This window comes from Bradyrhizobium sp. USDA 3240 (genome assembly GCF_054063295.1).
Map to the genome: position 1 here is coordinate 2,196,917 of NZ_JBSSGD010000002.1, position 14,338 is coordinate 2,211,254.

Sequence of the window (14,338 nt, forward strand, 5' to 3'; positions counted from 1 at the left end):
CCTATAAAGCACGTTATGGTCGAGATATTCAGAGCGGTACGAGGCCTACTTACTTATTTTCAGATGTGCGACACGGGGCGACGCTATAGCCCAGGGTGATGACCGCGAAATTATCGAACGATCACAAACAACCTAATCCGATTGAGCAAATACGGCTTACTGACAGGTCGGCCGGATCATAAAATCACAGACCATCAATTGACGGCAGACGTCTGGGTTATGTTTGCTGCCAGGGGATCAATCACGCGCCGTCGTTGATACGAGTTCGCTTCACGCATGTCGCCCGTCTCTGCCGCTGATACTATCGGAGAAGACACTTGGGCTTCTTGGTATGGACTGTGAAATCCCGAGCGGCGAACTGTTGACAAAACAAGCCAACTGCAAAGATGGCGGCTCAGGAGCGCCGAAAGAAGTGATCATCTAGCTTTGTCAGTGCAATGGGCCGCCCCGAGAAAGGGATGTCGATCATGCGCTTCCGTCTATCATCTACGACTGAGTTCGTCACTTCGACCGGCCTGATCCTGCTCCTGGCTCTTCCTGCCGGGTCGATTGCTCAGACGGCAGTTAACCCGACCGGCTCGCAAACCGCGAGCCTTCAATGCAACGGCACACAATTGTTCGATCCCTTCAAGGGCAAGCTAACTGGTTCCTCTCTCCCCCCAGAAGTCCTTGCGAGCGCAATCGCAAACAAAGACAGCATCTTGAAATCGGGGCTGCCTTGTCAGGAAAACGTGCGCACGGGTGCGCAAGGGGATCAAGCTGGAATTGAAGACTCCGGTCTGGAAAATCTGCAACGAGGCTTCGATTTTTATTCGTGGCGCACTTTTCTCGCGCTGAATGCGCCGGACGATGGAACGCCTATCGAGAACGCACGGGCGGACACGCCGACGCTTTGGGAGCATATGAACAACTTCAAGCAGCTGCTTGACGTCATGCTTCCGGCCGACTTGCAACCCCCGATATGGCCAACCGACACGGACGGGATGAAGGCGGAACGCGTGAGATTGATGCCAGAGGCATGCCGCGAACTCCTCAACAACAGGCCCGATCTGAAGGCAGATGAGTCCAATCGAATGATCGTGAAGATGATCGAGGAGAGCTTCAACGAGCCGTTCAAGACCGGTCCGTTGATCGATCAACAGGGGCGTTACGCCATTTTCGACATCCTGATGAACCGGCAGATGTTCGACTACATCAACGCGAACCATCTGAACACAAAAGCCGGTCAAGCCGCGAATGCGGACCTGGCGATCGACTTTCCACCGGGCCAGAATGCCCAGCCAGCCCAGGGCGGCAAGCCTGCCCAACCCGCCGCGTTCGGCTCCTTCATGCTCAAGGTCTCTTGGAAGATCCTGACGCCCGAAGAAATTGCGGCGAAGACGTACCACATGCGGAGAGCGCTCGTCCTGATGCCGCCGGGCGAGAAGCGGCCGTGTCTCGACAGGACCCTGGGTTTGATCGGCTTTCATGCAGTCCACAAGACCGCAGCTCGTCCGCAGTGGATCTGGACTTCCTTCGAGCACGTGAAGAACGTGCCGGACAGGAATGAAGTCTCGGCGAACAAGCTGGGTGCTTCGTACAATTTTTTCAGCGTCAAATGCAAGACGGACTGCCCGATTGAGAACGCAACACCGCCATTCCCGTGGGATCCCGATCCAGCGCTGGAGCTGCGTTTCAGAAAGGATGACTCGTTCAAGAGCCAGATCGTTCGCGAAACGCCGTTGACCGATGCGGCCAAGAACATGAACGCGGCTTTTCACAGCGTGCTTCCGACCAACAGCGTCTGGCAGAATTACATGCTGCTCAGCACGCAATGGCCGAGCGCGTTTGCCATTCACTGCACGGGGCTACGCTCGCAAAATCCTGGCGCTCCGGCTCCCGGGACCGATTTCGACAAGCAACCCGACATGACCTGCTCGCCGGCGCCGACTTACCTCGCAAATTCGACGCTGGAGACATACAGCCAGGCAGAAAAGCCAGGCAGTGATGCAGCCTTCCCGGATTCTCCGGCGGTTCCTCTCGCCACGTCCAGTTGCATCGCCTGTCATAGCAACGCCGTGGGCTTCCAGAGAACCGCCTCGAATCGAGAAGGCGGTAGGCCGAACCTGAACCAGTCTGATTTCACGTTCATGCTGGAAAAGGCGCAGTAAACGGGCCGGCGTCATCAACCACTATCAGTTGAACTCTTATGGTAGGGAGCATTATGGGCACACTACCGAATGATCATCAGAACGATCGACCGGGCGCGATGTCCTCGGAGCACGACGGCTCATTTTCACGCCGCGCCATGCTCGCCGCTGCGGCGGCGACGAGCGCCATAGCGGCCGTCGCTCCCATTTCCGGTACGGCCTATGCCGCAGGACCGGACGTGAATTCGCCGCAAGACATGATGGCGTTTCTGTTGCTTTCCGAAGCGCTCACCGGAGTCGACAAACTGCTTCTCGCGCCCGAGTTGGAGCTCAACCAGAACGATGCAATGAGTTCAAAGCCAGGTATCGATCCGATCAATATCAAGAATGACTATTTCAGCTGGATTAACTTGAAAGACACGACGCCGTCGTTCACCACATTGTTGAAGTTCGTGAGGGACAATCCCAAATCATCACGAAGTGACATCATCGCCTTTGTGAACGCGGGCAACGACGATATCAAATTCCTGGCACGGAGCATCGTCCTGCTGTGGTATCTCGGCTCGTGGTACGAGCCGAAGGATCTGCGAGCGCAAGCCGCCACGGCCAAACCCGACCGCGTTTCCTCGGAAGTCGTTTCCCCAAAGGCGTACACGCAGGGGCTGGTTTGGCAAATCGCGGGAGCTCACCCGATGGGCTACAGTAATTTGCAGTTCGGCTACTGGTCGCGCAATCCCCACGATCCCAATGATAAAAAACCCCTTCTACCCACCCCAACGGCTCTTTAAGGGAGGGATTCATGGCAGACAATTGCATAGAGTGCGATGTCGTGATCGTCGGATCGGGATTTGCCGGGTCTTTGATCGCAAAGGAATTGAGTCAGAAGCCCATCAATACCCCCAATGGGAAGCGACGACTCAATGTCGTTATTCTCGAGGCCGGTCCTGGCGTTCAGCCGAATATCAACGGCTTCATGAGGAATTTTTACAAGGCCAGCGCCAAGATCCCGGAAAGTCCATATCCCCCCGCGCTCTCGCGTGCTCCAACCGCCGTCGCCGCGGGCCGGCCGAGTTTCTCCGGGGCAACCTGGAAGGATCCTGACAAAGCCTACTTCGATCAGACGGACAGCACGCTTCCCTTCAAGAGCACCTACGAGCGTCTCGCCGGCGGGACATCGCACTGGATGGGCCTCACACCGAGGCTCGTGCCGAACGATTTCCGCATGAACGAGCAGTACAAGCTTCCGTTCCCGGATTGGCCAATCAGCTATGAAACGCTGATGCCATGGTACGAGAAAGCGGAAGCCGAGCTCGGCGTTTCCGGCGACGTGGCGGACCACAGTTTCGCCGGCCTGACGTTTTCCCCCGGCTACGCCTTTCCGATGCCGAGGATCCCGCCGTCGCTTTTCGACCAGCACGTGAACGAAACGCTTGCGAATTTCACCGACGACGAAACCGCATCTCTCGATTTTCTCGGAACGGCGGCGCCGGTGACCTCGCTCACGGTGCGGAGCCAGCCTGCGGCGCGAAATTCCCAACCCTACCGGAATCGCCGCGCCTGCGCGGGCAATACCAGCTGCATTCCGATTTGTCCGATCCAAGCCAAGTATGATCCGACCATTACGCTGAACGAGGCAACCAACAGCGGGGCGACGCTGATGGATCATACGGTCGCCAGCAAGATTTTGCTCGACGCAAATAATCGTGTCAGTGGAATCGAGTTCATCACCTACGAGGACGAGGCTGGTCCAGCCAAGGGAACTGGTTGTATCAAGGCCAAGGTTTACATCATCGCTGCAAACGGCATCGAGACCCCTCGGCTCCTGCGGATGTCGGACAACGGAGGCCGAACTCCAAACGGCGTGGCCAACAGCAGCGGTATGGTCGGACGGAATTTGATGGACCACCCCCAATTTCTCTCCTGGGGGCTACTGCCGGTGCAAGTATTCCCCTATCGCGGACCGCTCGTCACTTCGGCGATCGGAGACCTCTGCGACGGTCCGTTCCGCACACAGCGTGCAGCCTTCCGGATCAGCTTGGGCAACGAAGCGTGGAGTGCGACCGTCGGCGGCTCGGGTGGCGATCCTCACGTGACGACCATTGATTTTATCAACGGGGTGAACCTCAGCGGCCTCAACAATAAGGCCTCCAACAAACTGGCGGACAACAGCGCGCTCCTTGGCGACCAGTTGCGCGCCACTCTAGGCAATCTGATCTCACGGCAGTTCCGGATCGCGTTCGCTGTCGAGCAAAGTCCCGACGCCAACAATCGCGTGACGTTGTCTTCGGCCAGGGACTCTCTGGGTTTGCCGCGTCCCAAGATCGAATACAATATTTCGGATTATACCAGGCAGGGTATTGCCGCTGCGTTTCGCCTGAAGAACGTGATCTTCAAGAAGCTGGGCGCTGAGGACTTCACACATACCGCTGAGAGCGATCCCGGAGGCTTTGACCAGGTGGTCGACGGCAAGACGGTGCGCCTTACGTACGGCGGCGCAGGTCACGTCATGGGTACTTACCGTATGGGCAATGACCCCAAGACGTCCGTCGTCGATTCCTTTCAGCATTCACATGATCACGCCAACCTTTACCTGGTTGGAAGCGGCACCTTCCCGACCGTGGGGACCGCTAATCCGACCATCACTCTTTCGGCGCTGGCGCTGCGGACTGCGGACAGCATCAGCCGCAATTTCAAGGACATGTGAAAGCATCGCGGCCAAAATTTGCGGGAGTCTTTGCTCGATGACCTAGTGCTTTGCGGGTTCCACATGAAATATTCTCGTGGCACTCCATCGTTAGTGGAGCGCGTTAATAGAGCGGTCGACAGTTCAGTCCTGACTGGCAGCTCCATCCGGCCCCTGGACTTTCCCAGGAACAGCCGCGAGCTCCCCGTGACCGGATATTTTGGCAAGGACTGTGAACTCCCGCGTTGACTTAACTAATGGTTGTGCCAGCATCCCGTGACATTCTTAGCTATATTTGTATTTTTCGTCCGCATATTCAAAACCATAGCGTGCATTTCGCGAGTTTAACCGTGATAGGCAACCGAAGTCGGCGTCAAAACGCGAGCAGGTCCGTCGATCCCGCGAAGGCAAGCATCATGCATGGCTCCGGCGTCGTCGCACCGCCCGCAACTACCGCCCCCGTGCAAGCGGCATCGACGCAGGCTGCAGCCGTCCAGGCCGTACCCGCTCCAGCAGCGCCGAGCCGGCCGGACTTGACTCAAGGTGCTCCCAATGAAGCGGGAGCCAATGCCCGATCCTCGACCGCTGCGTCCGAGATCGAAGTCCGCATCACGCTTGTCTGCGGCAGCCTGACCAAGGTCAGGGCTCCGGTTGTAATCGGGGCCCGCTATGACGGGCTGCCTTTCGCTGGACCAACCAAGCAGTTCGACCGGGCGCTCGATATGTGGCTGACACGCGCGGTCGATCTAGGAATCATCGGTTCCGCATTAGGACAGATGTATCCGATCGAGCTGAAGCAATTTCACAAAGCGAGGAAGCTGCGCGCAAAGACGTTGCTCTTGGCGGGGATGGGAGAGCCAGGCCGCTTCGCCCAGGACAGCCTTCGATTCATCTTCTCCAACATCTTCCTCGTCATCAAGGCGATCGGCGTGAATGAATTTGCCTGCAGCATGCTCGGCACACGCAGGAACGAACTTCCGATCAGTGAATCAGTTCGCGGCATGCTGCAGGGCATCAGCGACGGTTACGAGCGCATCCAGGCGATCGTGGAGGGAGTAACCGAAGACAAGGAGAGTTTTCGAGCTGTCATTCATGCGCCGCTCTCGCTTGTGCTGGTCGATTCCGATCAGGACAAGATCAACTTGATCAGGAACGAGCTCGATCAGGCCAGGAAAGAGCTCGAACAGGCGGTGGGCCAGAAGCCAGAGCGGATCGTGAAGTTTACGGTCGATGTCGGCAAGCCCGTGAAGCCCGATCCGAAACCCAAGGATCATCCGCTCGCCGTCGAACCCGACGCGCATGTCAACTACCTGCGCGTCACTGCAGGCAAATCCGACGCGGCAATCGTACCCGTTCACCCGGCCGGCGCGCCGGCCTCGGCCGGGAAAACAGCGACCCCGCAGACGGCCGATCTATTCGATCTATTCCCCACCAGTGTGTTTGAGTTCTCGGCACTGGCCGAATTTGCCGTGGTTCCGCAGCGCGAGCAGGAAGTTAACACGCGGTTATTGCGCGACCTGGTCGATCGGATGACGAAGACCTGCACACCGCAGGAGCGCGCGCAGCAGAGCGATTACTTCACCAATATCATTATCCCGGACGACTTCCGCAAACTGATCGAAGGACCGGCAAGCGTCACGCTCGAGGTCGACGCCACCACGGCCGTCTATCCCTGGGAAATGGCAGGCTACAAGAAGATATCGAACGCATTCTTTCTCGGAACGAATATCGCGATCTCCCGTCAATTTCGTACCTTGCTATCGCCCCCGCCGACTTCACCTCCGGCGCTCAACAGCAAGCTCAAGGCTCTCATCATTGCCGATCCCGCGCCCGGCACCTGGTCGCTGCCCGGCGCCCGGGCCGAGGGCGCGGCGGTGGTCGAAGTGCTGCAACAGGCGCAGGTCGCCTGGGGCGACCAATATCAGGTGGAAGCCACCGTGCGCATCGGTTCAAAGGACGATCCGGCAAACCAGCGCGCCCAACAGATCCTGCAGGAGCTGCGCAAGAACTCGATCGTGAAGAGCGCCGAGCTTTGCGACCCGCTGCAACTCGCGATGCTGTTGGTGAACGATCAATACGATCTCGTCCACTACGCTGGTCACGGAATTTGCGATTCCGAGTCCGGACGGACCGGCTGGGTCTTTGCGGCGGATTGCGTGCTCTCGGCAAAAGATATTTTCAGCATCCGCCAGGTGCCGCGGCTGGTGTTCGCGAACGCGTGCTTCTCGTCCGTCGCCATCGACCGCAATGAAGAACGAGCGCATATGGCCGGCCTGGCGCAGGCGTTCTTCGGACGCGGTATTCCCAATTACATTGGTGCCGGCTGGAAGGTCGACGATCTTTGCGCGGTGGAATGCGCGCGATGGTTCTACGCCACCCTGATGGGCTTGAACGGTCCTCGCGCCGGCGACGGCATCGCGCCCAGCTGGTCCGAGGCCACGATCGGTAAGGCGCTGAAAAAGGCGCGCGAGATGGCGCAGAAGGCCAATCCCGGCTCCTCGAGCTGGGGAGCTTATCAGCATTATGGCCACGTCAGCGACCGGCTGGTTTCGACTGCCGATACCACGGACGCCAGCGCGACGCCCGGGACAACCGCCTCAACCGCCACCTCCACCCCCGATATCCAGCCCGCGACAACCAGTTCCGGAGTCACGCAAATGGCGCTCAACGGAGACAATGCGACCGCCCGTCCCGGTGCCGACGATCCGAACTTCATTTTTGTAAACGGCATCGACTTCAACACGGGCGACTACGCTTTCAAGCCGAGGACGATCGACGACATCGCTGCGTCGGTATCGGGCCGTCCGGGCCTGGAGAGATTCGACAAGACGCGGGGCGACGCGCCAAAGCCGTTTGCGCTCCCATCCGACAAGCTGGAGAATATCGGTTGGGGCATCGTTTTCCCCGCCGATATTGCCGCGCCGATCAAGGAAGCGCTCCGTCCCTTGATCGAATTTCGTCGTAACCGGGCCGGCGCCCGCCTCAAGGAGCTCGACTACAACCCAGGCGAACAGTTGCGCGATTGGTATACACGTCACGGAATTGCGCCGGCCGATCCCAGTTTCAGCAAAGTCCCCTACTATCTGCTCCTGGTCGGCCAGCCCGACCAGATCCCGTTCGAATTCCAGTATCTGCTCGGCATCGAGTACGGTGTCGGCCGGCTCGCGTTCGACAGCGTCGATGACTACAAGCGCTATGTCAGTTCGACGATCGATTATGAGGAGGCGGGATCCGTCCCCAACGCCAAGAAAATCTCGTTTTGGGGAACCCGTCATCCCGGCGACGGCGCCACCAAGCTCAGTTCGACGTTCCTGCTCGACCCCCTGATCAACGGCATTCCGGACGAGGACCCGGACCCCGTCAGCAAGCTGGCCGGTTACGATCAGGAGCTCTTCCTCGCCAAGAACGCAACCAAGGCAAATCTGCTCGCGACGATGCATGCCCCGAAGCCGCCCGCCGTGCTGTTCACGGCCTCGCACGGCATGGCGTTCGACGCGGGGCAAGCCGAGCAACTTTCCAGTCAGGGCGCGCTGCTATGTCAGGATTGGCCGGGCTTTGGCAGCGTGAAAGCGGACCATTTCCTGGCCGCTACCGATATCGCCGACGATGCCAACGTCAAGGGAATGATCGCATTCGTGTTCGCCTGCTTCGGGGCGGGCACGCCCGACAAGGATCAATTCCTGATGGACCTGTCGCAAGCCGGTACGGCGCCGCCGCTGGCCGCGAAGCCGTTCATTGCGGCGCTTCCGCGTCGCCTGCTCGCCCATCCCAAAGGCGGTGCGCTGGCCGTGATCGGACATATCGATCGCGCGTGGGGGTTCTCGATGCAATCCCCCGGTGTCGCGACGCCGCAGATCGCTCCGTTCCGCAACAGCATCGGTTCTATTCTGGAAGGAACGGCGGTCGGGCGTGCCGTGTGCGGAGAATTCGGCCCGCGGTTCGCGGAATTATCCGCGCTTCTGCTGAGCGCGACGTCACCGACGGCACCGGCTGCGATGAAGCTTCAAGACCGTGCGCTGGTCAACGCCTGGATCGAACGCAACGATGCGCAGAATTACGTGCTGCTGGGAGATCCGGCGGTGCGTATCCGTAACGATATCCTCACCTGATCGTCACCGAGCAGTCACCTCGTACGTCAAATATTACATTTCATCATCGGGAGACCAATCATGGACGACACAGACACTCCCCAAATCTCCGACGCCACGAAGGCTTCATTTCAACCGATCATGAAAGCGATCGGTGCGGCGCGCGCACAGCTGACGGACGTCAAGGACGTCATCGCGATCCGCCCGGGATATCGATATCCGCCGCAAGGAAAGCCGGTGCCTGCCATCGTCGTAGCGATCCGGCCCGGCACCTCGCCGGTGGTGGCGAGCGAATTAGAGGCCAAGTTCGGCGTCCCGTTCACGGTGATCGACGCCACCGTGGAAGAACAGGTGGCGGCTGTACAAAAAGCCCCGGTCTCGTTCGGCACGCCCGGCGGGTCGATGGTGTCTGCGCTCGAAACGCTGCTTGAGGGAAACGCGGTGCTGGATTTCCTGCCGCCCAAAACCGGCAGCTACAAGGAGCCGGACGAGCCGAATCTCCCGCTCGTAAAGGAGAGCATGGAGATGACGATCTGCGTCAGTCCGGAAGCCGGCTGGAGTGAACTCGAGACGTTCCTCGGCGAGACCGAATCGACGCTGACGGTTGCGATGTATCAGTTCACGGCGCCGCATATCTTCGATGCGATCAAGGAGGCCGTCACCCCCGCCAAGCGCAAGTTCGAGTTGATCCTGCACCCGGTTCCCGAAAAGCCGCCAAAGAACGGTGTCAAGAAGGACGACCTTAACGAACAAGACGAGGTGATCGATCCGCTCGACGCGAAGATGAAACAGCGCTTCGAGCAGACCTGGGCCACGCTGATATCGAAGAAGAATCCCCAAGGTCTTTGGGCCTCTGCCTATCATATCAAGGTTGCGGTGCGCGACAGCAACGCCGTGTGGCTCTCCAGCGGCAACTGGCAATCGTCAAACCAGCCGAACGTGCATCCGTTCGTCGATAACCCGGCCCCTCTGCCCGCCGGTTTCCAGCGCAAATATAACCGCGACTATCACGCGATTATCAAGAACGACAAGCTCGCATCGACCTATGAATTCTACATCAAGCGGGACTTCGAGCTTTCCGCCGCCCAGGCCGATCAGAACGTCAGCTTCGCGCTGCCGGATATGTCCCCTGCACCCGATCTCTTTGTTCCGATCGACGAGCCTGTCGACTTCGTCGTCAAGGCGCCGAAAATGTTTAAGCCGCTGGAGCTGAACCGCGTGGTGAGCGTTCAACCGTTGCTGACTCCGGACAACTATGCGGAAAATGCACTAAAGCTGATCAAGTCGGCCAAGAAGAGTGTCTGGTTTCAAAACCAGTATATCAACTTCCGAGGCACCGACGACGATTTCGACGAGTTCAAGCTGCTGGTTGGGGCGCTCAAGCAGAAAATCGACGACGACAATATCGAAGTCCGCATCATCTGCCGGGACATGATGAAGCAGGAGAGCCTCGACGTTCTGATCGCGCTGGACTTTCCAAAGGAAGTATTCCGCTTCCAGCCGGCCTGTCACAACAAGGCGATCATCGTCGATGGCAAGGTCGTCATGTTCGGCAGCCACAACTGGTCCAACGAGGGCGTTAAAACCAACCGTGACGCCAGCCTCATCTTCGACGACCAGGAGATCGCGGAATATCTTGCCAAGGTCTACGACTACGACTGGACCACGCTTGCGACAGCCCATCCTACCCAGTCACGTCCGCGCGTCGCACAGGCAGGTGAGGCGACGCCGGCTGGCTTCCAGCGCGTCCCGGCATCCTCGGTTTCTGACGACGACGGCGAAGGCTGACGGCAACGGATGCTCTGCGGCACCGGTGACCCGGCTGAGAACAATGACGGAGGGAGAAAATCTAGAATAAATTTGCTCAACCACCGCAACTGGGTTTCTCTCGCTAGGAGGGTAAAGCTGAGAGTTTCGGGCCCTCTCCGTCCATGCTCCGGTACTCGAAGGTAGCCAACCTGACCTTCAGACGCGCCCGACGAGTGTGCATTGGCCGACAGCCACGTCGAGCAGCTCACGAGGGTTTACAACCATCGGAGCGCTCAACGCTCGACGGAATCATAGGTGGCATGCCGGCGATCAACGCGGCTTCCACAGCACCTCGCGTAAGATAATCCAGATCGCTCGCCCCGATGCGACCACGGAGCACAGCTTCTAGCCCGCCACGTCGGGCCGACTAGGCCGACTGGCAGCGGCAGGCACGCTCGAAGGCGTGTCGTAAGCGATCATCACCGCGCCTTCGGGAAGGTGGTGCTCGAGCTTGCCCTCGCACCTGCCGACCCGATTGGGTGGAGGCGCGATTTCCTTCACGAGGTCGTCTAAATCCATCCGGTTCTCCATCGGTCGGCCGAGTCGGTCGCGGCGTTCGCCGGAACGGTGTAGCATGCGGCATGGCGAAGAAGGCCGATGGCTTCGAACTGAAATTCACTCATCGCGGAAGTTGGATGGTTGAGCGGATCGTCGCCGGCCGCGCCATCGACGTGATCCCCGTCGCTTGGGCGCGCGACTTCCGCCCGGATTCCGGGACCGGGCGCAAGTATCAGAAGGTGAACTATCAAGACGCCGGCGACATGGAGGCGCGCCCGCAGGATCCGTCGCCGTTGGTGTTTGCGCTGGCGGAAGCCAAGGACTATAGCATCATCCCCCATTCGGTGAAGGCGTTCCAGGGCGTCTACGAAGGCGTGGTCACGGGGCGGACATTCTCGGACCGCAGTCTCGAAGTGGAAGTCCTGAGAAGACTGAAGGCAAGCTGAAGGATGCGATACGGTCCTATCGCAAATCCTCGGGAAGCTTTCCGGCGGGAGGAAGCGGCAGCGATTGTTTCCCGTCGCCTTCCCTCCGCCATTCCGACGGCCGGAGATCCTGAAGGTTCACCTTCTTCAGGGATGATGACGGGTCGTCGGACATGACCACTGGCATCCAGCCACGCTCGGCCAGGCCCAGAAGCCGCTGGTACCAGCCTGCATAAGTGTAGCTCCAACCCTCGCCCTCGTCAGCGAGCCTGGTGAACCGGGTCACGAACTTGTCGGCCAGGAATCTCGCGTCGTCGTTCTCCGCATCCTGCCAACCGAAGTAATGGTTCTCGTCTCCCGAGGTGTAGCGCGCGCTCAAGCTTTCCGACTGCACCTCGCTGAAATCCGAATCCCGAAGGCGGGCGCCGTGATTCCGATAGAAGAGCGTGTCGGGTCCGATCCAGCATCGCCAGTGATTTCCGCTCGGTGACATGAACGGCATGACCCTCAGTTTCTGGAAACCGCGTCGATGGAGCTCGCCGACCATGGCGAGGACTCGCACTGCGCGTCGGACGTGGGCCTCGGGGTGCTGCTGCATGTCTGCTTCTCCGGATCTTTCGGCGGTGATGTCCGTGCCTGTCGGTGCGGTTCGGTCCTATTCGGGCGGACCGAACATCCCGAGCGCCGCCGAGCGATGCTTGGCGTCCGGAGCCGCGAAGTGCAGGCACTCTCCGGTCTTGGCATCGATCCACAGGAAGAGGTCGATCTTTCGCGCGGCATCGCAGACCTAACTTTGCATCTTCCTGCCCAACATGAAGAGCGGCTTCCGACCGGGGACGGGTAGGCCGGCGATCGTGGCTATCAGATCCTTCCGCTCGATGTCGGGCGAGTGGCTGACGAAGACCATGACGTTCGGCTTCTCGCGCGCGCCGTTCACCGCGTCGAGCTGCTGGACCGCGCCGCGCAAGTGTTGGCCGAGCTTGCGGTAGTAGGGCAGGTTCTTCCTAACGGCCATCTCCCCTTCCGGCGGGTCTTCTATGACTCCCGGATCGAAGAGCGATTTGATCTCGCAGTAGCCGACGAGTTGACCGTCCTTCATCAGCTTGAAGTCGGGCGTTTTGCCCCGGTTGAGTTCGGCCTTGTCGTACGCTTCCAGCACGACACCGTTCTTGTCGCAGATCAGGGCGCGCAACCGCTGAACGTCGGCCGCCTCGTCCGGCGCCGGCGCGGCTGCTGCGGCCCTCGGCGCGGCCGGGTCGTGAGTGATCCTCACCAGGTGCCGTACATTGTCGATCATGCCGCGCGTGGCTGGCGTGTCGGGCAACCACGACACACGGCCGATCTTGTTCAGCTTGAGCCCGATCAGGGTCCGTCGCTGGTCTCGGTGCCGCCGGATCGGACTGCCTATCTGTTCGACCTCGATGTATCGCACGTGGATCCCCCCGAAGTGGCTTCAAGCCCTCGACGAAAATCGCGTGAAGGCGGTCAATGTCTGGAGTCGCTGGGCAACGTCGCGTTGGTTGACCTCCGATCTGAGGAATGCGATCTCCTCATCGGCCGAGGTCTCGCCGAGGTCGATGTACCATGACCTCGGGCGACCGTCGCTTCCGTCGGACCAGCGGTAGCCGCGCCGTTTCAACAAGTCCTTGACATCGAAGGGTGACTGCTCCGCCCAAATGCGCACCGTCGGCTTGCGGGCGGTTTCCAGCAGGAGCGCCAGCGCCCGACGCGCCCGTGGTCGGAAGTTCGAGCGCGAGGACCTCAAGCAGAGCATGGCAGTCGTGAAGCATCATCTTCCGGCGAAGATCGGGGCGATCCGGCGAATCCGGTGGAGTCGCACCATACCCATGGCGTCGGTCGCGAGGTACCGAAAAACGGTACGGTTTTTGGGACTTTCTGCGCCGGTCCATGGATTTCGGTCGCCTTGCGGGTCGCTCGCGTGCCGACGTCGACCTAAGTTGAAGGCGAACGGCGAAAAGGGGATTTCCGGCCGGCATTGTTTCGCACCATCATCGCCATCGACTCGAACTCGGAGCAGTCTTCGAGTCTTACGTACAGCCCGAAGAAGACGCCGGAACGATTGAGGACGAGCGGACGATAGCCTTCGTGAAAAGGTCTATTGTCGAGTTTCGCGACGATACGGAATCCGGCCAAGCCGAAGCCGTAGGCGTTCAACTCGCCGAACGGCTGCCGCGCCGGCTGGAAGTACCACTTCGTCGTGTCCATGTGGTCGCTGCGGTAGCGTTGAATGATCACTTCGTACGCGCGCAGGCTGGACAAAGGCGTCGGCCCGAACAGTACGTCCCTCGCCCGGTCCTCATAGGGCCCGAGATCAATCGCGGAGAAACTTCGGCGCCGACTGATCGATGCGCGCCACAGCACGGACAGAACGAATTTGCAGAAGCGCTCGCAATCGACGCCAGGAAGTTCGAAAATGCCCTGATCTAGCTTTCGGTGATCGGCCTCGAAGCGTTCGCAAATGCTCAGCGCGTATTCGTCATCGCGGCCCAGGAATCGGTCGCATGTTTCGCAAAGTATGTCGGGATCGAATTCTCCCAGTTGCGGCGTCGCCACGCCGACCCGTTTTGGCGTCATCTTCACGTTGGCGTCGGTGCCTCGGATGAATCGACCGAAACCGGCGGGTATGATGTGCGCCTTGATCAGTTCCTTGCTGGTGCAGTTCAACCCGTGGCAGGACATGGAAGC

The 14,338-nt window shown here is 59.6% G+C and carries 9 protein-coding genes and 2 pseudogenes; 6 read left to right on the top strand and 5 right to left on the bottom strand.

Annotation, left to right across the window (positions count from 1 at the left end):
- Positions 1–458 precede the first annotated feature (458 nt).
- The 5 genes from ACVIGA_RS11165 (at position 459) to ACVIGA_RS11185 (ending at position 10,688) form a co-directional block, all read left to right on the top strand.
- Complete coding sequence (locus ACVIGA_RS11165; protein WP_456666417.1) at positions 459–2,150, top strand: hypothetical protein; 1,692 nt, start codon at positions 459–461, stop codon at positions 2,148–2,150.
- A 53-nt stretch (positions 2,151–2,203) separates the two neighbouring features.
- The gene (locus tag ACVIGA_RS11170) at positions 2,204–2,917 is read left to right on the top strand and encodes a hypothetical protein (RefSeq protein WP_456666418.1); all 714 of its coding nucleotides are present in this window, start codon (positions 2,204–2,206) and stop codon (positions 2,915–2,917) included.
- Positions 2,918–2,928: 11 nt separating this feature from the next.
- Positions 2,929–4,833, top strand: a complete 1,905-nt coding sequence (locus ACVIGA_RS11175) for a GMC family oxidoreductase (protein ID WP_456666419.1) — start codon at positions 2,929–2,931, stop codon at positions 4,831–4,833.
- A gap of 395 nt (positions 4,834–5,228) precedes the next feature.
- On the top strand, positions 5,229–8,921 hold the full coding sequence (locus tag ACVIGA_RS11180; protein WP_456666420.1) for a CHAT domain-containing protein: 3,693 nt from the start codon (positions 5,229–5,231) through the stop codon (positions 8,919–8,921).
- A gap of 60 nt (positions 8,922–8,981) precedes the next feature.
- Complete coding sequence (locus tag ACVIGA_RS11185; protein WP_456666421.1) at positions 8,982–10,688, top strand: phospholipase D-like domain-containing protein; 1,707 nt, start codon at positions 8,982–8,984, stop codon at positions 10,686–10,688.
- Positions 10,689–11,054: 366 nt separating this feature from the next.
- On the opposite strand, the gene ACVIGA_RS11190 is transcribed toward ACVIGA_RS11185, so the two are convergent.
- Positions 11,055–11,228: a hypothetical protein gene (locus ACVIGA_RS11190; RefSeq protein WP_456666422.1), complete on the bottom strand. Its 174-nt coding sequence runs from the start codon at positions 11,226–11,228 to the stop codon at positions 11,055–11,057.
- 62 nt (positions 11,229–11,290) lie between these two features.
- Here ACVIGA_RS11190 and ACVIGA_RS11195 point away from each other — a divergent pair, with 62 nt between their 5' ends.
- On the top strand, positions 11,291–11,653 hold the full coding sequence (locus ACVIGA_RS11195; protein ID WP_456666423.1) for a hypothetical protein: 363 nt from the start codon (positions 11,291–11,293) through the stop codon (positions 11,651–11,653).
- A 16-nt stretch (positions 11,654–11,669) separates the two neighbouring features.
- Here the strand turns inward: ACVIGA_RS11195 and ACVIGA_RS11200 are convergent, their stop codons facing one another.
- From ACVIGA_RS11200 to ACVIGA_RS11215, 4 genes and pseudogenes are all read right to left on the bottom strand, one after another.
- Positions 11,670–12,230, bottom strand: a complete 561-nt coding sequence (locus ACVIGA_RS11200; protein ID WP_456666424.1) for a hypothetical protein — start codon at positions 12,228–12,230, stop codon at positions 11,670–11,672.
- 657 nt (positions 12,231–12,887) lie between these two features.
- Positions 12,888–13,070: pseudogene (gene rpmD / locus ACVIGA_RS11205) on the bottom strand (50S ribosomal protein L30); the annotation flags it as partial.
- Between the two features lie 15 nt (positions 13,071–13,085).
- Positions 13,086–13,413, bottom strand: a pseudogene (locus ACVIGA_RS11210) (3'-5' exonuclease); the annotation flags it as partial.
- Positions 13,414–13,585: 172 nt separating this feature from the next.
- Complete coding sequence (locus tag ACVIGA_RS11215) at positions 13,586–14,332, bottom strand: hypothetical protein (protein WP_456666425.1); 747 nt, start codon at positions 14,330–14,332, stop codon at positions 13,586–13,588.
- Positions 14,333–14,338 lie beyond the last annotated feature (6 nt).